The following is an 18489-nucleotide window of genomic DNA, read 5'->3' as shown; positions in this document are numbered from 1 at the left end:
TAAGACTCGCGACGATGGGAACAATAATATTGGGACATGGCCTTGTGCAGGATACATGTCGACGGCGTCGAACACATCGAACGATGGAGCATATTTGGCATCCAAACGTTTCATAGACACCTTGGAGAACCTTCTATCCATGGACTATCCTCGCTTCACGAACGTGGAGAAGATATGTATCGTGGATCCGGACGTCACATCATCGGCTGCCATGGTCCTGAGTGAATTCGCCAACGATTGTGGTAGGATGCCTGTCCCTCTTATCAAAGGCTCCAACATACCAGCATGGGTCGATGATCACACATGTGCTATCGTCACATCATACTACGATGATGATCAAACGGTAAGGTGCATAGAGGAACTCATCAGAAGAAACACCAGGATCGTCTGCATCTCCAAAAGAGGAGAGGCGTCCCAATTATGCGACGATGAGGACATCCAATTCATGGAACTCCAGGACGGCCTCACGCTCCAAGAAGCGGTAGGGAGCATGGTCACGATGATCTCGTGCATACTCCAGGGATCCGATGTATGCGGATCCAAGGATCCGATGACGAGATCCATAGGATTCCTGAAGGAACATATCCCGTTACCAAGAAGGACGAAGAAAGAACTGACATCGATCATCAAGAACATCCGTGGGAACAATGTTCTTCTCATCAGCCTCTCCGATCTCAGAGGATCGTCCGCGGTCTGGAAGTCTTACCTGAGTGCGACGATCGGAGAGCCGATATTCAACACGGAACTGCCTGAATTCGACCACAATGAGATCGTGGGATGGTGCAACGAGAATGTGAATGCCGAGAACATGCTAGCCGTGGTCATCTACAACTACAGTATCCATCTTCTGGATGTGATCGTCGAATCCGCTACCGATGTCATCGCAGATAGCGGTAGGAACATACTGATGATACGTGTGGATGGTTCCAACGCCATCGAGAGGAATCTCTACGGCATCATGATGAGCTACCACATCGCCCAATATCTGGAGGGACAGATATGAGGGAATTGACAGCGTATGAGCAATTACATGGTTTCTTAGATGATCTGGAATCGTCCCTTGACATGGACCTTCCGGACTTCGATTGCGACAACATCGTGCTCTGCGGGATGGGAGGGTCGGCTATAAGCGGAAGCATAACCGCGGACATTTTCAACGGATTCTCCAAGAAATACATACACACGCTCAGGAACCCGATCATCCCTGATTGGATGGATGAACGCACGCTTGCTGTAATATCATCATACTCCGGCAATACACTCGAGACCATACGCATGTATGAACGTGCTAGAGCACAAGGATGCACATTGATCGTGATAACAGCGGGGGGAAGACTTAAGGAGATGGCAGAGAAGGATGGCAATCTCCTCATGACCGTCAAACCAGGGATGGATCCAAGACATTCCATCGGATTCATGATAGGTTACCTAGCATGCATAATGAAACACACGGGAACGGACCTCATAGATCAATTCAAGGGAGCGATCCCTGAATTGAAAAGATATCGCGATGAACTGGAGGAAGGGAGTCGCGTCATCGGATTGTCATCATCGCTGAAGGACAAGGTCACGATGCTCCTGTTCGACGGTGGGATGAAATCCGTAGCTCTCAGATGGAAATCCGAACTCACCGAGAACGGCAAATACATAGCGATGACGAAACCGTTATCTGACCTATCAGATCCGAATGTCTGCAATGACTTCGCGCACAATGCGTTACATGCGGTGATATTCGCGAAGGATGTCGGAGAGGATTCGTTCGCAGGAAAGGCGATGCAGCTCTTGGACTCCAAATCTGTAGGATATGATGTCCTGAAAGCTCCATCGGATTCCATAATAATCAACATATTATCTATGATAATGCTCGGCGACTATACGTCGGTCAAGATGGCCAATGACAGGGGTGCGGACCCAAGGGATGTATGGCCGATAATGAAACTCAAGAAACTCCTTAACGAAAGGATGAATGATAGATGATCTGCACTTTCGATCATGTGTTCAGGTGATAGGATGAGGATGTTCGGCACGAATGGTATACGCGGGATAGCCAATGCGGATATGAATCCCGAACTTGCGATACAGGTCGGGAAAGCGATTGGGTCTGTGTTAGACAATGGCCCATTAGCCATAGCTACGGATCCAAGGACATCATCGCAGATGATCAAATACGCCATATGCTCCGGCCTTATGGCGACCGGTATCGACATCATCGACCTTGGCGTCATACCAACCCCTGCACTGCAATATTATGTGAAGACACACACAGGCGTGAGGGGAGGGGTCATGATCACCGCATCACACAATCCTCCAGAATACAACGGTATCAAATGCATAGCGGAGGATGGGACGGAATTCACCAAGGAACAGGAATCCATGGTCGAGGATGCGTATGATACGGACATACAGTGCGTCCAATGGGATTGTATCGGACAGATAGTGTCGGTCGATGGCGCAGGAGAGACCTATGTCGATGCTGTGATCTCACGCGTGGATGCGGAATCCATAAGGAAAGCAAAACTCAAGGTCGTCCTGGATTGCTCCAACGGTGCAGCCTGTGAGACTACGCCTCTGATGATGAAGAAACTCGGCGTCGATGCTGTGCTTTTGAACTGCATGATGGACGGGACCTTCCCCGGTCATGAGAGCGAACCGACCGAATCCAATCTATCCGAACTCATAGAGGTGACCGGCAGAACGGATGCTGTCGTGGGCATGGCCCATGATGGGGATGCCGACCGTTGCGTATTCGTTTCGAACACAGGAAGATATCTTCCAGGAGACCTTAGTCTGGCTCTCATCGCTCAACATAGGGTCGTGACCAATGGTGGCGGCAAGGTTTACGCACCTGTGAGCACATCATCAACCGTCAAAGATGTCGTAGAATCATCCGGCGGGGAATTCCATTATACCGCTGTAGGATCGCCGATCGTGGCAAGGGCGATGATGGAGAATGGGGGGATCTTCGGCGGAGAGGATAACGGAGGTTTGATCTTCCCTGAACATCAGTACTGTCGCGACGGTGCGATGGGTATGGCCACGATATTGGAGATCATCGCCAAAGAGGGTCCATTGGACGATCTGATATCCAAGATGCCAAGATACCATTCACTAAAATTGACCGTGAGATGTCCGAACGAGAGGAAAGAACTCGTGGCAAAGAGGATCGCCGAGGTTGCCGAAGGGAATGTCACAACGCTTGACGGCATTAGGATAGATTATGATGACGGGTGGGTCCTCATAAGAGCATCAGGGACAGAACCCAAATTCAGGATATACTCCGAATCATCAGATGAAGGACTCACGAAGGAGCGCTCCGAACATTACCGTGGGCTTGTTGAGAAATTCATCGAAGGATGATTGAAAATGGATGCCCATCACATCGAAACATGATGGCGACAACGCCTTTTTATATAGGTGGAATATAATCGCACATTCATGGCAGACAAAGTTTGTTCCTCTTGCGGCATCAGGCTTCAGGGTACAGGCAACACCTTCTTCAAATGCCCTAACTGCGGCGAAGAAGAGATCGGAAGGTGCGCCAAGTGCCGTGACCAGGGTGTAAAATACGAATGTAAGAAATGCGGATTCGTCGGACCGTGAATGGTGGTTCCATGGGACAGATCGCATCAACATATGACCTCATGCCTGAAAGCACAGAGGTCGATCTCAATGGAGTGATCGAGGCTCTTCAGAAAGCGGTACCTGCAGGTGTCGAGGTCAAAGAGACCAGCATCAAGCCCGTTGCATTCGGACTTGAGAAGGTCGTTGCATTCCTCATCATCGATGATACCGATGAGGAGATCGGCGGAAAGCTCGAAGCGGCACTCCAATCAATCCCTGGAATCGGCGAAGTAGCTAACGTCGACTCCACAGTTCTCTGAAACCTTTATTCACCAGGTGCCTAACGGCACCTCTTCTACATACCTCGCATATTGACAATCGATACTTTAATCAACGACGAGAGGATTTTTCGAAAAAGAAAATGGGGTGCATCATGAACCTACCAAATCGTTTGACGATGATGAGGATAATCCTAGTTCCATTCATGGTGTTGTTCATGCTCGTTCATGACATACCATATGCATACGTCTGGGCGCTCATCATATTCGTCTTAGCTTCGTTGACAGATATGCTCGACGGAAAGATAGCACGTTCAAGAAATCTGATTACCGATTTCGGTAAATTCCTGGATCCAATAGCGGATAAGATCCTCGTCATAAGCGCAATGGTCTGTATGATCCCTGACGGATACTGTCACCCGCTCATCGTGATCGTCGTCCTGTTCCGTGAATTCATAGTGAGTTCCCTGCGTCTCATCGCGGCATCACAGAACGTGGTCATAGCTGCAGGCAAATCAGGAAAACTGAAGACCATGAGTCAGATGCTTTCGATAACAGCCGTATTGTTCCTGCTGAGCATAGAATATGCTGTGGATCTCAGTATCGATGTGGTGCTCATAGCGAATGTCCTTCTCTGGATCACAGCAGCCATCGCACTGATCAGTTGCATCGACTACATCTATCACAACCGTGATATGATCAAAGAGATGTAAAAAAGAAATCTAATTTTTTTGTAAAAGAGAGGATGGGGGTTTGACCCCTTTCCTATGTTTATTCTACGTATGGTTTGATGAAACCATCATCCATCATCTTGGCTGTGAGAGCCCTTGATCTCTTGATCATGAACTCTGCCTTCTCATGAAGTTCCTGCCTGCTGAGCTTGAGCCTTGCAACGCCCTGCTCCATGGCCTTGGAACCTACGACGACTGCCTCTGATATGAATGCCTCGGTCTCTGACATCGTCGGGATGATGTACTCGGGTGTGATTCCTCCCTCGTGCTCTTCCTCTGCATACCTTGCAAGTTCCCTTGCTGCAGCGATACACATCTCGTCTGTGATCGTCTTAGCTCTCACATCAAGGACTCCACGGAAGATCGCAGGGAATCCCATCGAGTTGTTGACCTGGTTGGGGAAGTCCGAACGTCCTGTTGCAAACACCTTACATCCGTGCTCCTTAGCCTCCCAGGGCCAGATCTCGGGCACAGGGTTCGCTGTTGCGAATATGATCGGGTCATCTGCCATCAGATCCACGTATTCGACCGGGATCGTTCCAGGACCTGCCTTCGATGCGGCGATGACGATATCGGCACCTTCCATTGCCTCTTTCATGCCGCCTCTCTTGCCTGCACCGTCCGTCTTCTTACAGATGTCCCATTTCTGGCTGAAGTTGTTCTCTCCGACATCCGTCCTCTCTGCGTTGAGGATACCTTTCGAGTCGCATACGCACATGTTATGTGCTTTGAATCCTGTCGCAAGAAGGAGCCTTGAGATAGCGATGGATGCTGCTCCTGCACCGATGACCGTGATCTGTGCATCCTCGAGCTTCTTGCCAACGAGTTTCATGGCGTTGATCGCACCAGCGACCTCGACCGTTGCCGTACCCTGCTGATCGTCATGCCATACAGGAATCTTACAATCCTTTCTGAGCTCATCGAGTATATCGAAGCACTTGGGGTTCGATATATCCTCAAGATTGATACCTCCGAATGAAGGTGCGATGAGTCTGACCGTCTCGATGATCTTATCGGGATCCTTCGTGTCAAGACAGATCGGTACGCAGTCCACTCCTCCAAGATACTTGAAGAGCATCGATTTACCTTCCATGACGGGCATAGCTGCCTCTGGTCCGATGTCTCCGAGTCCCAACACACGTGTTCCGTCGGACACGACAGCGACCGTGTTCCATTTCCATGTGTGCTCATATACCATATCTGGGTTCTTCGCGATGTCCTTACAGGGTTCTGCAACTCCAGGCGAATACCAAATGGCGAAATCATCGAAAGACCTCACACATGCCTTTGGCACGACTTCTACCTTACCGCCGTAGAAAGGATGCATCTTCATTGCATCTTTACCGGGCTTCTGGGCCTTAGCAAGGCGCTCCTCCTCTGTCATATCTCTGTAATCAACCATTATTTGACCTCCCATAGGGGAACCATGCCGCGATAGTTCCCGCAGATATCAATGCCATGATATGATTGGCGTATATTAAAAAGTGAGCGTATGACTTTTATCATAGCATATGATTGGCCACATGTTACTATGCCCGGAGAAGACAACAACAGCACCCAAGGGAAATATGAGAACTATTTCCTGAGATCGTTCTGTGCATTCATCATCATTTGCATAACATTCGTTCACTTCGAACCATCATGGGTCGTATTGGATGACATCAGATTCTATCATCTCGTCGAAGGTGTCGGAAGATTCGCCATACCTGCATTCTTCATGGTATCCGGTTATTTCCTATTCTCGAAGGACGGACATTCGGAGAGGAGACTTGGTAAGAAACTGCTGCACATCGTCTATCTCATCATATTCATAAAGGTCCTCTATTTCATCATAGATTTGATCTGGCTCGGATGCGGCATAGAACATTGGCACGACGGTGTCATGGATTGGGAATATGTGCTGAGCGACACTATAACGGCAGAATGGAACACGATGCCCGTATGGTTCGCATACTGTCTCGCTCTCGTATATGCATTCCATTGGATCCTTTACAAGAAGAATCTCAGTTTCAAGTACGCCATGTACATCGGATTGGCGTTCGTGATCGTCGATATGCTGTTATGCGAGGTTCTCCTCTTCTTCGGTGTCACCTCGATCTTCGGCCTGAGTACAGTCGGCCTCGGCGAGATAACCTATCCGTTCATAGGCATGCTATTCTTCTCCTTGGGTTACTACATACACAGATACAAGGACGAGATCGATTCCAAATTCAGCAATGAATCGCTGATATTGCTGTTCATAGCAGGATTCCTACTCTCGGTATTCGAGTTCATGTTCCTCTACACCTACTACAGAAATGGTGTCGGAAGCGCCAATCTCACCTTCGGATCGTTATTCCTCGCATTCTCGCTCTTCCTCGGTTCGTTCAGGCTCAAGGAGAATCAGTTGAGGAGCAGGTCGATGGAGTTCATGGGAAGGGAACTTCTCCCGTGGATGTATGGATTGTATATGGCATCCATCCTCGTCACAAGGACATTCATAATGCCTGCGATCCCTATCGATGACCAAGCGATACTCGATCTGATAGGGTTGATATGCTCCATAGCATTGGATATCGGAATATCCTATCTCTGGTGGTCATTCCTGAAGATGATCGTCACATCAAGGAAGAAAGCAGTGAAACAGTGATCGAATGAGGATCAAGGTAGTACTGATCGACGGATACATAGACGATCCGGCAGCATTGGGTGTCCCACCATACATCTCGCCCATAGCAAGGGCGGTGGCAGGTGCCGCTATCGACGCGGGAGGTGATGTGGAATACATCACGATAGACATGATCCGCAAAGGACTGAAGATACCTGATGCTAAGGTCAGTGTCGTCATCTCTGGGAATACGGTACCGGGGAAGTACATACGCTCGATGCCTATGTCCCTCAAGGAGATCGAGAACCTTCTACCATCCCTCAAGGGATGGAAGTTGATCGGTGGATCGGCCGCGACGGCTGATGTCGCGAAGAGGTTCGATTTCGCGATAAGGAAGGACCTTGCCGCATCGCTGTATGATGGGATGACAGGTAAAGAGGTCGGGGAGAGATATCGTGATCTCGATGAATGGAACAGATGGATGATCCTTGGTGCGGATATCGTGAAACAGCATCATGATTTCCCATATCCGTTGGTCGCAGAGATTGAATCATATAGAGGGTGTCATAGATACGCCTCTGGCGGATGTTCATACTGCATAGAACCTCTGAAAGGAAAGCCGTTGATGCGTTCTCCGAAGGATATACTCGAGGAAGCAAGAAAGCTTAGAGAGCTAGGTGTGAGGAACATCCGCATCGGCGGACAGACGTGTATAATATCGTACGGTTCGAAAGATGACTCCGGAACGCCAAGACCCAATCCGGATGCGGTATCGGAACTGTTCCATGGCCTGAAGGGCCTTGGATTCAAGACGATACATGTGGATAATGCCAACCCTGCTGTCATCTCCAGATATCCTGATGAGTCTGAGATCATACTCAAGACACTTGTGGATTGTTGTACGCCAGGGAATGTGTTGGCATTGGGGATGGAATCGGCGGACATTAACGTCATAAGAGCCAACAATCTGAACAGCACCCCCGAACAGGTACTGGATGCGATCAGGATGATCAACCGCATAGGCGGTCACCGCGGGGACAACGGGATGCCATGCCTATTGCCTGGATTGAACATCATAGCCGGACTTGATGGTGAATCCAAAGCGACATATGATATGAACATGGAGTTCCTGCAAAGACTGATCGATGAGGGCCTCATCGTAAGGAGGATCAACATAAGGCAGGTCCTTCCGATAAGGAAAGCATTCGATACGAAGGTCGACCCCAACAGGTTCAAGAAGTACAAACAGAGCATCAGGGAGTCCGTGGATCATGTCATGCTTCAACGCATGGTACCCAAAGGTACCGTCCTCAAGGATGTGTTCATGGAGATACATGACGGCAACATCACGTTCGGAAGACAGATAGGCTCATACCCTCTGCTCATAGGTATACCATACAAGCTGGAATGTGGGAAATCATATGACATCATCATAACTGATTGGGGTTACAGATCCGTGACCGGACTCACATATCCTTTCGACATAAACCACGAATCCATGGGCGCTATCGCATCGTTGCCATCCATAGGCAAGAAGAGATCCGCCACCATCGTGAGATACAGGCCCTACACATCATACGACGATCTGTCAAGAGCGATAGATGACAAGAAGGTCATCGAAGGCCTCAAAGGACTGCTATCCTTCGAATAAGATAGTTATTTTAGATTAATAGGCGGTATGGGAGCATATGGATACGATCCTTGCCTCCAGATACCCATTCCTTGATGATGCATCCGATTTCGCATCAGAGCATGGCGTGGATATCGATATGCTGATCTCCTCCGATACTTTTGAGGAGGCCAGAAGAAGAGGCGTGGACAGACTGGAGAGTGCTATAGAGAACTCCGAAGTAAGTTACGTACCATTGACCAACGATTATGAGAGATTGATGGAGGTCATGTCATATCCCTATGCGAGGATGATCGTATCTACGATCAACGATCGTTTTCTGACGAAGAGGTATGCCCTGGCTGAGGCTGTCAGGATGAATAAGCTCCTTGGAGAGGAATCTCAATCCACCGTACTGTCGATCGCAAGATCGCTTGGGGTGAACTCCACACTCGATGATGATAGGCTGAAGATGCATTTCTCGGACTACTTGAAATTCTCCACCAGGATCAAGAGTCCCGATTGGAAGTTAGTCAATCACGAGATTTACAAAGGATACGTCTTCCTTCCGCATGAGAAATTCGACCGTGTGTTGCAGAATGCGCTTCAAGACAAGATAGAGTCTGAACTGCCATTACCTATACCTGACAACATAGCGACCGCCATAACCAAGGATGTCACCATAGTAAAGAAATCGATGGAAGTCATCAAGAACAAGTTCGAACCGAAGTTCTCGGGCGAATTGGTGAATGAACAACTCCCGCCATGCATCAGGACCTTGTTGGCCAATGCATTGCATGGAGTCAACCTCCCGCACAGCGGCAGGTTCGCTTTGGTATCTTTCCTTCACACGATCGGGATGAACTCGGAACAGATCTTGGCATTGTTCTCACAATCACCTGACTTTGACGAATCGAAGTCGATCTATCAGATCAAGCACATAACCGGCGAACTGAACGGCACCGATGGGTACACCCCGCCGGAATGTCATACGATGAAATCCAACGGATTGTGCTACGATCCCGACAACCTCTGCAACAACGGGAAGATGAATCATCCTCTCACATACTACAGGATCAAGACGAATGCACCCATGCCGGAACAAAAGAAGGGTTGATCATGGACATATTGGAACGTTTCATGGACATCACCAAGGTACCAAGGCCCTCAGGACATCTTGGACAGATACGGAATTATCTTCTTGATTTCGCTGAATCGCATGGGATCGAACATAATATCGATGATCATGGCAACATACTCATGATCCGTCACGGAGATACGGGATTCGTCGCATTGCAGGGCCACCAGGATATGGTAGCATCCAAAAGTCCTCACAAGACATTCGATTTTACAAGACAACCCATAGATACACGGATCGATGGTGGCAGGGTGACCGCGGAAGGCACCACACTCGGTGCAGACAACGGTGTCGGCATAGCTATCATGCTCAACGCCCTTGATTCAGAAGAATTGAAGGATGTCTCTCTAGAATGTCTGTTCACGTCCGATGAGGAGATAGGACTCATAGGCGCCAAAGGCCTGGAAGATAACATCCTGTCATCGGAATATCTTATCAATCTTGACATGGAGGATGAACGCAAGATCACCGTCGGATGCGCTGGTGCATCCAATATAATCGCAAGGTTCCCTTATGAGAATTCTACGACCAACGGCCAATGGTGGAGGCTCAAGGTATCCGGTCTGCTGTCAGGACATTCGTCGATGGCAGGTCTTGGAAGAGCGAATGCGATCAAACTCACGTCAGAATATCTGAAAAGATTGGACAACGTCAGACTATCCTCCATCGATGGAGGTACATTCAACAACGTCATACCGATGGAATGTGAGACCACATTCTCCACCACGGATACGTTCCAATACAGCAAGCTCAAGTTGTATGAGGAGGAGACATCCGCAAGATATCGCGACACCGAACCGGGGATCTCATTCACGTTGGAACCTATAGATGAACCCGGATCCGCACTCAGTACGGTGATGACGAACAGGATAATCACATCGTTGAACGAATGTCCATACGATCTTTTCGAGAGCGGAAACATAGGGACTATGGCCTCATCCAATCTTGGGATCATCAGAACGGATGGGTGCGTAGAGATCACATCCATGATGAGAGGGGCTACCGACGATCTCATCGATAGATATTCGAAGAAGATCGCCGAGACGTTCGTAAGGAACGGCGCTAACGTGACCGTGGACAAACTGTTCCCGCCGTGGCATGAACCTGAAGGTTCAGAACTTCAAAAGATATCTGTGGATGTCTACAAAGAGATGTTCGATCGCGAGCCCATACTCGAGATAACTCACGGAGGATTGGAATGCGGCATCATAAGGAACAAATGCCCGGATATCCAAGCCATAGCGATCGGCCCGAACATGGGCGGAGTGCATACGCCGGATGAATATCTGGAGATAGAATCGCTGAGAAGAACTGAGAGATACGTGTTCGAATTGGTGAAGAGATTGTCAGGATGATCAGAACCATTCGTCCATCCTGTCGCTCCAATTCACAGTGCCTGGCTCTGTTCCATCTGCATCTCCATTCAATATAGAGATCATCTTAGAGGCTACCTCTTCCGGTGTCAGATGCGTGCAATCGATCTCGTACGTAGGTATCCCGGATTCAACGGATTCGTAGAGGATCACATCCAGTATCTCCGTCTGAACGTTCTCATCGATCTTCTTGTCATCATATCCTCTTGCTTTGAGCCTATCGTGTATCACTCTTGGATCACACCTTAGAACGATGATAAGATCGACATCGATGAAGTGCGACAGATGTCCATCGATGAATACCGTACCCTCCATATCCTCTGACATCACGGATTCGTTGAGCTTCTCGACATCCACATCGTAGGAACCTGCATCATCATCGAACTCCTCGAATAGATCGTGCTCCTCCGCATAGGAATGGATATCGATCACACGATATGTCCTCCTAAGGATGGAGGATACGGTGCTCTTGCCCACACCAGGCGTACCTGTGATCGCCACGAGCATGTTCACAACCTCGCGAGATACCTGTCAGCACGTTCCATGACTTGGTCCCATGTGGGCGTGTTGGTGAGCGCGCCTGTCTTCTCGACGGTGAACGAAGCTACCGTTGAAGCTACAACCACGGATTCCTCTATCGACATGCCATGATATTGGCCTGCATAGAATCCTGCTCTGAATGAGTCTCCAGCACCTGTGGCATCTATGACCTTCTCAGCCTCCACGATCGGGAAATGCATGGGTTCGCCATCGAGATACAGATCGCATCCCTCGCTGCCTTTGGTGCATAGTATGAATGGATACCTCACCTGCTCGAACAGATCGGTACCGAGATACCTCTTCACCGATTCAGCCTCGAATCTGTTACAGAACATCATGTCGGAGACCGCCATCGCATCCGCAAGCAATCTCTCATTCCATATCCTGTGGATCTCCTGTGCGGGATCTATCGCTATCACGCATCCGCTCGGCCTCAATTCCTTCATGATACGTATGTGATATTCCGGCTCGCCTGTACAGAAATGAACAAACTTCGATTGTTTTCCATTCTTCAATAGATCCATACCGATCTTTGATGCATATCCGTGCGGACCCTGGAAGAATAGGACCTTCTGATTGAGATCGTGATCGTTTATCACGATCGCAGTGGATGTGTCATAACCATCCACCTTCACGACCTCGTCCATGATGAGGCCGCTCGATGCCATCAGATCCTCATACTTCTTCGGGAAATCGTTGCCGACGAACGCACATATAGCCGTTGGTACTCCCAATCTTGCTGCTGTCACGGCGACATTTGCCGCCGTTCCGCCCAAGCTCGTCTGTTTATTGGTCACATCCACAGAAGTGTTCATACGCGGGAATTCATCCACACTCACTATCTGATCAAGAGATATATGGCCGTAGACCGTTAGGAATGGATTCATGTACCTTCCTGCCACCCTGTGATGTAACTCCTCTGCTCATCCGAGAGGGAGTCTATCCTCACACCCATGGCCTTGAGTTTGTGCTCAGCGATCGTGACGTCTATATTCGACGGCACAGTGTGTACGCCATTTTCCATCTTCTCATGATTCTTCACGAGATATTCCAATGAGAGTGCCTGTACTGCGAAACTCATGTCCATGATCTCTGCGGGATGCCCCTGACCTGCCGCAAGATTCATGAGACGACCTTCTCCGATCAAGAACAACTTCTTCCCATCGATATCATACTCATCGACGAACTCACGTACCCTGACGACACTCTTTGCCATGGATTCGAGATCCTTCTTGCTGATCTCATTGTCGAAGTGACCGACGTTCCCCATGATGCATCCGTCCTTCATGACCTTGAGATGCTCCTTGGTGATGATGTCCTTGCATCCGGTCACAGTCATGATTATGTCCGCCACCTTCACAGCATCTATCATAGGCATGACCTCGAACCCGTCCATCTTGGCCTCTATCGCCCTTATCGGATCCACTTCCGTCACGATGACCGATGCTCCGAGCCCTTTGGCCCTCATCGCCACACCTTTACCGCACCAACCATACCCTGCCACGACCAGGCGCTTGCCCGAAACCATGAGGTTTGTCGCATTCATCCATCCGTCGAATGCTGATTGTCCTGTACCGTATCTGTTGTCGAAGAGGAACTTCATCTTGGCATCGTTCACCGCCATGACCGGGAATTTCAATTCTCCGTCATTTGCCATGGCTCTGAGGCGTATTATCCCTGTCGTGGTCTCCTCGTTAGCGCCTTTGATGTTAGGCAACAGCTCCTTCCTCGTGGTGTGTACCATAGCGATGAGGTCCGCACCGTCATCTATGATGTAATCTGGCCCCATATCGAGTACAGCGTTCAGGTGTTCGTAGTATTCCTCCTGCGATTCACCTTTCTTAGCGTAGACCTCCAGTCCATACTTCTCACGGAGCGCCAATGCTACCGAATCATCTGTGGACAAGGGGTTGCAACTTGCGAGACGCACATGCGCACCAGCCTCTGCCAATGTTATGGCCAGGATACCTGTCTTGGCCTCTGTATGAAGGGCCATGGAGACCTTGAGTCCTTTGAGTGGCTGCTCTCTCTTGAAACGCTCCCTTATCTGTTGGAGCACGGGCGTATGCATCTCGGCCCAGTGAAGCCTCAGGATGCCTTTCTCGAGAAGTTCGTTATCGATCATGATGACGCCATGAACGAATGCAGATAGTTAATTGTTCTGAGTTAGCAACTGCTCTCGAGATATGATGATATCTCCTTCAAGAGTTCCTTCCTGTTCCTGTCGCTATCATATGATGAGATGACCCTATCGATCTCCTTCTCATCTCCTCTGAGCTCATCGATGAAACGTATGATGTTCTCCAAAGCGCGAGTCAGTTCATCGGAGATCGGTACCGTGGCCGTCTTTGATGTCCTCGAGATCGGATTGATATCTATGGAGATGACGACCTTGCCCATTCTCACCAATGCCTCTGCCCTGTCTCCATCCTCTATGGGAACGAGTATCGTATCACAATCATACAACGTCTTAGAACACAACGCACGGTCATGGTTCAATCCTGGGATCCTTTCTTCAGGGACCCTTCCGAGCACCTCTTTGCACCCTTGTGATTCCATGTAGCTTATCAACAGCTCCATACGTTCCTCTGTGCGATGGAATATATTGATCTCCAATGGGGCCGGTATCGATTCTGACAATTTGATCAGATTCTTAGCATCCAATGCGGCTGCGTTACCGTTCACACATACCAATGGCCTCTTCGCTCTGAGGAGATATGCAGCAGCGACCTTCTCGGCCTCCAATGACGGCGGCAGTGTCCTCTCACCCATGAGATAGTCGAATGCCTCTCCTCTCCCATGCGATATGAGGCCGGTCGGATTGACCAGACCTTTCTCCACAGCCTCGGCCAATTGTTCTCTAACCATCAGTGATTTGTATCTTGGATGATCCTTTGGAATGCTCACAATCCACGTAACCCTGAACTATCCTAAATCACTATCCATCGAAATCAAGATAAAAAGACTCCGATGGGAATATATCTCAGCTACAATTACCGACAGATGATGACGGATATCCGCATAATCCTCGTTGCACCGAAATTCGAAGGGAACATCGGGGCCATAGCTAGATCTATGGCCAATTTCGATATCAGCGAACTGTATCTCGTACACCCATGTCCCATAGGCGATGATGCCTACAGGAGGGCTAAGCACGGAGCGGACATCCTTGATAATGCGAAGATCGTCGACAGCATCGAGGAGGCTTTGGAAGGTTGCTTCCTCGTCGCAGGAACATCTGGTGTCGCATCCAAGGGAGAGAACAATTACGTCAGGATCCCTGTGTCCGCACATGATTTCGCTGAGAAGGTGAGGGATTATCCGGAGAAGATCGCGTTGATCTTCGGAAGGGAAGATATCGGATTGTTGCAAGATGAGCTTGCAAGATGTGACATATTGGTGCACGTTCCAACGAGCGACATATACCCCATCCTGAATCTGTCCCATGCGGCCACGATCGTCATGTATGAATTGTTCGGAAAGACCATCGATGCCCCTGAACCTGCGGATCATGTAGAGAAGGAAAGATTGTTCTCATTCTTCGATGACCTGTTGGATAACATAGATTACCCTGAACAGAGGAAAGAATACACATCCGCGATGTTCAGAAGGATGATCGGACGTGCCGTACTCACCAAGTACGAATACAACACATTGATGGGAGTATTCGGAGATTCATCCAGATTGATCACTGGGAAGCTCAGTTACCCCAGTCAGAAGAAGTAGATGTCATTTGAATGATGGAAATAATCCATCAGGCACCTATTTCTCGCTATTGATTTTGAAATGATGTCTGTTTTTGATGTCGATATCTACTGCGTTATAACGACAAAGTATCGATTTTTCTTGAAATAATACCTCGAGTCCGTCCGATCGTAGTTCGTAATATTAATATTTAATTAGTATTACTGAAATTACTAAATGACATTTGGCTGAAAATCAAGTGTCGTGTGGTAAAATGTGGTTAGTTGTTTCGGCAATAGCAGCCCTGATATCTACTAAAGCATGGATTGACAAGCCGGGTAAGAACTATTATGCCCAGCTTTCAATGGGCCTATGGGCACTGACGGCCATGATCTTCGTCGATCATGTGATCGGTTGGTTCCTTGAAGGCGCTGAAGGAGATTTCCTTGAGATAGGTTTGGAACCTTTCATCCTCAGTTTATGCATGTTGATTCCGATTTTGGCTGTGTGGGAACTGTTTGTCGTCATCGACAGACTCGAATTGAGGAAGAACGCCAATACCAATGAAGAGGTAGATAAAGAGATTTCAGAAGAGGTGGCATAAGAAATGGCATGTTTTTTAGTAGCGGCAACCGTCGGTGTTTTCACGACTGCCTTCAGGAACAGGATTCCTGAGAAGTATCATATCAATTGGTTGAACATCATGATCTGGACAGGCACGATCGCATTGCTTGTGGAACATATGTGGCACGGAGAGATCGTACCATGGTTCCCATTCCTGACTGCGATGTCAGATCCTGCGGATACTGCCACGATGCTTGTTGAGATGGGTCAGATCGGCATACCTATGCTCTTGGCCATACTCGCGATGTGGGGCATCATGGTCTACGTTGAGAACAAGATATCATACAAATCTGCAGTCACCAACGCAAACTGATTGAATAAATCCGTATTTTCCTCCTTAGGATTTGTATCAAACATTTTCCCCTTTGCTGACCCGTATCGTGAAGAGTGTAACGATAACGGGCCAGCAAGGATCAAAATACGATTTTATGAACGATACAATTATCTATTAACAACACAGAATACACCCAATGGATCTTAAGAAGTATGGGATGTCACCGTATATCGCCATTTCTCTTGTTGGTATACTGTGCTTCCTCTCCGGGATCGTTATCGCAGGATGCAATGAAGTTGGATGGGACCCGTGGGTAAATACATTGTCCGACCTTGGCGTGAGCGATAGCTCGCTGACCTCATCCACATTCAACATATCATGCTACATCGCAGGCATATGCGTCTTCATATTCGGACTCGGATTGTGTGTCTTCAGCAAAGATTCACTGCAAAAGATCGGCGGAATGTCGATAATGGTAGGCGGATGTGGTCTTTTCCTCGTAGGAGCAATGACATTATCGAACGTGACGATGCACAATATCGCGACGGGACTCTTCTGCATCCCATTGGTCATAGGCATCATCCTTGTGACGTTGCATCATTTTGCGATACGCAATCCTTTCATAATGAAGAGCAGTATCGTCGTACTTCTGGTAACTTTGATCCAATGGCCGATATTCACTGGTGCATTGAGCGAGATCGCCAGCATATTATGTGCGATAGGTTGGTGGGTGACTCAGTTCCTCGACAGCCTCAGATTCAAAGCGGCTGCCATAGCTAGTGAATAGATGGAAATAACTCCATCATATTCTTCATTCTGATGATTCTGACCTCCGAGATAGAAGGAAAGGTACTGAGATTCAGAGACCATCCGGACAAACGTAACTGCATACTGACGTTCTTTGCAGATTTCAGCGAGGATTCTATCGATGAGTTATTGATGAGATTCAATTGTCCGTCAGTCGCATTGAGAGTCAATGATTGGAATGAAGAACTCTCACCGTGGCGTGTGCCTGCGATATTCGGCAATGACGATTTTGGAGATGGTGCAGAGAATACTTTGGAATTCATCTTGGATCGCGTCATTCCACTCTCTGTAAAGGGATTGTCATTGAAAGATGATACGAGATTCATCATAGGAGGATATTCCTTGGCCGCATTGTTCTCACTATGGTCATGTTTCAGAACGGACAGGTTCTTCGGTGTCGCAGCTGCATCCCCTTCCGTATGGTTCGATGGTTGGATAGAATATGTAGGAGAGAACCATCCGAAGACGGAATACGTCTTCCTAAGTCTCGGAGACACGGAATCCAAGACCAAGAATCGCTACCTATCACGCGTATCCGATAATATCAATGAGACGCATGACATCATATCACAATACTTGGGAGAGAATCGTTGCGAATTGATCTGGAATGATGGAGGTCATTTCAAGGATGTCACTGAAAGGGCATCGGCCGCATTCGAATGGATCCTTGACAGATCAATCGAGACCTATGATCCTTCTGAGTGATTCTGTGCTTGGATTGAATTCTCCGATGCATTTCAGAAGATACCATACGAACACGTAACTCATGAGCAGGAACTGCGTCAGGATGTATGGGAATACGCCGAAAAGACTTATCACACCATAGACTGCAAGTATCGCGAACCCGAAGACCAGTGTGTAATTGTGTTTCTTGATATCCTCTATGCACGCGAATGCGATCGCTATGATGAACAAGGTCGCATAGATTATCACCATGAACTGATGCACAGGGTCCGTCGTCTTGTCCAATATTCCCACGGCCATGAGAGATATCCCTGAGAGGATGGTGAAGATACCTGTCATCTTCATCAGTTTTGAGTCCTTCGACATCCACATCATCGATGATATTATGAACAATATCCCCGAGGCGCAACATGATATGAGGAATGATGTTGCGATGGTCGCGTCATCGGACACCCCGAGATCACAAATGACATTGTCATTGAAATTCCAAGTAGGGTCTAAAATGATACCGATGATCACATCGACACTCATCACGAGCACTGCTAAGATTCCGCAGATCGCATATATTCTGGTGTCGAGTGTCTTGAATCCCATATACA

Annotated in this window: 21 protein-coding genes; 15 read left to right on the top strand and 6 right to left on the bottom strand. The window is 48.4% G+C overall.

Annotation, left to right across the window (positions count from 1 at the left end):
• Positions 1 to 55: 55 nt before the first annotated feature.
• The 6 genes from ACI2NF_RS02980 to pgsA all read left to right on the top strand — a co-directional run bounded on the left by ACI2NF_RS02980 (position 56) and on the right by pgsA (position 4552).
• The gene (locus ACI2NF_RS02980; RefSeq protein WP_400205157.1) at positions 56 to 1003 is read left to right on the top strand and encodes an SIS domain-containing protein; all 948 of its coding nucleotides are present in this window, start codon (positions 56 to 58) and stop codon (positions 1001 to 1003) included.
• The gene (locus ACI2NF_RS02975; protein WP_177971824.1) at positions 1000 to 1977 is read left to right on the top strand and encodes an SIS domain-containing protein; all 978 of its coding nucleotides are present in this window, start codon (positions 1000 to 1002) and stop codon (positions 1975 to 1977) included. Before ACI2NF_RS02980 ends, ACI2NF_RS02975 begins: the two co-directional genes overlap by 4 nt.
• 33 nt (positions 1978 to 2010) lie before the next feature.
• Entirely contained in the window at positions 2011 to 3357 is a 1347-nt protein-coding gene (gene glmM, locus ACI2NF_RS02970; protein ID WP_400146224.1) for a phosphoglucosamine mutase, read from the top strand.
• Between the two features lie 78 nt (positions 3358 to 3435).
• On the top strand, positions 3436 to 3600 hold the full coding sequence (locus ACI2NF_RS02965; protein WP_177971826.1) for a zinc finger domain-containing protein: 165 nt from the start codon (positions 3436 to 3438) through the stop codon (positions 3598 to 3600).
• Positions 3601 to 3611: 11 nt separating this feature from the next.
• Positions 3612 to 3881, top strand: coding sequence for a translation elongation factor EF-1beta (locus ACI2NF_RS02960; RefSeq protein WP_177971827.1), 270 nt, complete (start codon positions 3612 to 3614; stop codon positions 3879 to 3881).
• A 113-nt stretch (positions 3882 to 3994) separates the two neighbouring features.
• Positions 3995 to 4552 carry a CDP-diacylglycerol--glycerol-3-phosphate 3-phosphatidyltransferase gene (pgsA, locus tag ACI2NF_RS02955; RefSeq protein ID WP_400196745.1) on the top strand — a complete coding sequence of 186 codons (558 nt, stop codon included), beginning with the start codon at positions 3995 to 3997 and terminating at the stop codon, positions 4550 to 4552.
• A gap of 58 nt (positions 4553 to 4610) precedes the next feature.
• Here the strand turns inward: pgsA and ACI2NF_RS02950 are convergent, their stop codons facing one another.
• On the bottom strand, positions 4611 to 5972 hold the full coding sequence (locus tag ACI2NF_RS02950) for an NAD(P)-dependent malic enzyme (RefSeq protein WP_177971829.1): 1362 nt from the start codon (positions 5970 to 5972) through the stop codon (positions 4611 to 4613).
• 129 nt (positions 5973 to 6101) lie between these two features.
• Between ACI2NF_RS02950 and ACI2NF_RS02945 the strand changes: the two genes are divergently transcribed.
• Genes ACI2NF_RS02945 through ACI2NF_RS02930 form a run of 4 tightly spaced genes read left to right on the top strand, consistent with a single transcriptional unit; the run spans position 6102 to position 11259 of the window.
• A complete protein-coding gene (locus tag ACI2NF_RS02945; protein ID WP_400211042.1) occupies positions 6102 to 7199 on the top strand; it encodes an acyltransferase family protein in 1098 nt (365 codons plus the stop codon).
• Between the two features lie 4 nt (positions 7200 to 7203).
• Positions 7204 to 8808, top strand: a complete 1605-nt coding sequence (locus tag ACI2NF_RS02940; RefSeq protein ID WP_400150015.1) for a radical SAM protein — start codon at positions 7204 to 7206, stop codon at positions 8806 to 8808.
• A gap of 37 nt (positions 8809 to 8845) precedes the next feature.
• Entirely contained in the window at positions 8846 to 9883 is a 1038-nt protein-coding gene (locus ACI2NF_RS02935) for a DNA primase (RefSeq protein WP_400195893.1), read from the top strand.
• Positions 9884 to 9885: 2 nt separating this feature from the next.
• The gene (locus ACI2NF_RS02930; RefSeq protein ID WP_400211041.1) at positions 9886 to 11259 is read left to right on the top strand and encodes a M20/M25/M40 family metallo-hydrolase; all 1374 of its coding nucleotides are present in this window, start codon (positions 9886 to 9888) and stop codon (positions 11257 to 11259) included.
• Here ACI2NF_RS02930 and ACI2NF_RS02925 read toward each other — a convergent pair whose 3' ends face one another.
• From ACI2NF_RS02925 to ACI2NF_RS02910, 4 genes are read right to left on the bottom strand one after another with little or no spacing between them, the layout of a single operon-like run.
• Positions 11260 to 11784: an adenylate kinase family protein gene (locus ACI2NF_RS02925; protein ID WP_400153021.1), complete on the bottom strand. Its 525-nt coding sequence runs from the start codon at positions 11782 to 11784 to the stop codon at positions 11260 to 11262.
• 2 nt (positions 11785 to 11786) lie between these two features.
• Entirely contained in the window at positions 11787 to 12719 is a 933-nt protein-coding gene (locus ACI2NF_RS02920) for a PfkB family carbohydrate kinase (protein ID WP_400205148.1), read from the bottom strand.
• The gene (locus ACI2NF_RS02915) at positions 12701 to 13942 is read right to left on the bottom strand and encodes an adenosylhomocysteinase (protein ID WP_177971340.1); all 1242 of its coding nucleotides are present in this window, start codon (positions 13940 to 13942) and stop codon (positions 12701 to 12703) included. The genes ACI2NF_RS02920 and ACI2NF_RS02915 overlap by 19 nt, the downstream gene beginning before the upstream one ends.
• 41 nt (positions 13943 to 13983) lie before the next feature.
• Positions 13984 to 14724 (bottom strand): phosphopantothenate/pantothenate synthetase, encoded by a 741-nt coding sequence (locus ACI2NF_RS02910; protein WP_400146241.1) that lies wholly within the window; start codon positions 14722 to 14724, stop codon positions 13984 to 13986.
• A gap of 96 nt (positions 14725 to 14820) precedes the next feature.
• Here ACI2NF_RS02910 and ACI2NF_RS02905 point away from each other — a divergent pair, with 96 nt between their 5' ends.
• The 5 genes from ACI2NF_RS02905 (at position 14821) to ACI2NF_RS02885 (ending at position 17911) form a co-directional block, all read left to right on the top strand.
• Positions 14821 to 15543, top strand: a complete 723-nt coding sequence (locus tag ACI2NF_RS02905) for an RNA methyltransferase (protein WP_400153019.1) — start codon at positions 14821 to 14823, stop codon at positions 15541 to 15543.
• A gap of 202 nt (positions 15544 to 15745) precedes the next feature.
• Positions 15746 to 16105, top strand: coding sequence for a hypothetical protein (locus tag ACI2NF_RS02900; protein WP_400153017.1), 360 nt, complete (start codon positions 15746 to 15748; stop codon positions 16103 to 16105).
• Positions 16106 to 16108: 3 nt separating this feature from the next.
• Complete coding sequence (locus tag ACI2NF_RS02895) at positions 16109 to 16438, top strand: hypothetical protein (protein ID WP_400152537.1); 330 nt, start codon at positions 16109 to 16111, stop codon at positions 16436 to 16438.
• Positions 16439 to 16595: 157 nt separating this feature from the next.
• On the top strand, positions 16596 to 17186 hold the full coding sequence (locus tag ACI2NF_RS02890) for a DUF998 domain-containing protein (RefSeq protein WP_400146245.1): 591 nt from the start codon (positions 16596 to 16598) through the stop codon (positions 17184 to 17186).
• Between the two features lie 32 nt (positions 17187 to 17218).
• On the top strand, positions 17219 to 17911 hold the full coding sequence (locus tag ACI2NF_RS02885) for an esterase (RefSeq protein WP_400211040.1): 693 nt from the start codon (positions 17219 to 17221) through the stop codon (positions 17909 to 17911).
• Here the strand turns inward: ACI2NF_RS02885 and ACI2NF_RS02880 are convergent.
• Positions 17882 to 18484: a DUF998 domain-containing protein gene (locus ACI2NF_RS02880; RefSeq protein ID WP_400150874.1), complete on the bottom strand. Its 603-nt coding sequence runs from the start codon at positions 18482 to 18484 to the stop codon at positions 17882 to 17884. The genes ACI2NF_RS02885 and ACI2NF_RS02880 overlap by 30 nt on opposite strands.
• Between the last annotated feature and the right edge of the window lie 5 nt (positions 18485 to 18489).

The sequence above is a fragment of the Candidatus Methanarcanum hacksteinii genome (assembly GCF_964305265.1).
Taxonomy (GTDB): domain Archaea; phylum Thermoplasmatota; class Thermoplasmata; order Methanomassiliicoccales; family Methanomethylophilaceae; genus Methanarcanum; species Methanarcanum hacksteinii.
This window is presented reverse-complemented; position numbering and strand designations above follow the sequence as displayed.

What these genes read in the sequence shown, in the direction of transcription:
- ACI2NF_RS02930 (WP_400211041.1), top strand. Translation starts at nt 9,886, where the DNA reads ATGGACATATTGGAACGTTTCATGGACATCACCAAGGTACCAAGGCCC.
- ACI2NF_RS02975 (WP_177971824.1), top strand. Translation starts at nt 1,000, where the DNA reads ATGAGGGAATTGACAGCGTATGAGCAATTACATGGTTTCTTAGATGAT.
- ACI2NF_RS02905 (WP_400153019.1), top strand. Translation starts at nt 14,821, where the DNA reads ATGATGACGGATATCCGCATAATCCTCGTTGCACCGAAATTCGAAGGG.
- ACI2NF_RS02980 (WP_400205157.1), top strand. Translation starts at nt 56, where the DNA reads ATGTCGACGGCGTCGAACACATCGAACGATGGAGCATATTTGGCATCC.
- pgsA (WP_400196745.1), top strand. Translation starts at nt 3,995, where the DNA reads ATGAACCTACCAAATCGTTTGACGATGATGAGGATAATCCTAGTTCCA.
- ACI2NF_RS02890 (WP_400146245.1), top strand. Translation starts at nt 16,596, where the DNA reads ATGGATCTTAAGAAGTATGGGATGTCACCGTATATCGCCATTTCTCTT.
- ACI2NF_RS02940 (WP_400150015.1), top strand. Translation starts at nt 7,204, where the DNA reads ATGAGGATCAAGGTAGTACTGATCGACGGATACATAGACGATCCGGCA.
- ACI2NF_RS02885 (WP_400211040.1), top strand. Translation starts at nt 17,219, where the DNA reads ATGATTCTGACCTCCGAGATAGAAGGAAAGGTACTGAGATTCAGAGAC.
- ACI2NF_RS02935 (WP_400195893.1), top strand. Translation starts at nt 8,846, where the DNA reads ATGGATACGATCCTTGCCTCCAGATACCCATTCCTTGATGATGCATCC.
- glmM (WP_400146224.1), top strand. Translation starts at nt 2,011, where the DNA reads ATGAGGATGTTCGGCACGAATGGTATACGCGGGATAGCCAATGCGGAT.
- ACI2NF_RS02895 (WP_400152537.1), top strand. Translation starts at nt 16,109, where the DNA reads ATGGCATGTTTTTTAGTAGCGGCAACCGTCGGTGTTTTCACGACTGCC.
- ACI2NF_RS02915 (WP_177971340.1), bottom strand. Translation starts at nt 13,942, where the DNA reads ATGATCGATAACGAACTTCTCGAGAAAGGCATCCTGAGGCTTCACTGG.
- ACI2NF_RS02925 (WP_400153021.1), bottom strand. Translation starts at nt 11,784, where the DNA reads ATGCTCGTGGCGATCACAGGTACGCCTGGTGTGGGCAAGAGCACCGTA.
- ACI2NF_RS02965 (WP_177971826.1), top strand. Translation starts at nt 3,436, where the DNA reads ATGGCAGACAAAGTTTGTTCCTCTTGCGGCATCAGGCTTCAGGGTACA.
- ACI2NF_RS02960 (WP_177971827.1), top strand. Translation starts at nt 3,612, where the DNA reads ATGGGACAGATCGCATCAACATATGACCTCATGCCTGAAAGCACAGAG.
- ACI2NF_RS02950 (WP_177971829.1), bottom strand. Translation starts at nt 5,972, where the DNA reads ATGGTTGATTACAGAGATATGACAGAGGAGGAGCGCCTTGCTAAGGCC.
- ACI2NF_RS02880 (WP_400150874.1), bottom strand. Translation starts at nt 18,484, where the DNA reads ATGGGATTCAAGACACTCGACACCAGAATATATGCGATCTGCGGAATC.
- ACI2NF_RS02945 (WP_400211042.1), top strand. Translation starts at nt 6,102, where the DNA reads ATGCCCGGAGAAGACAACAACAGCACCCAAGGGAAATATGAGAACTAT.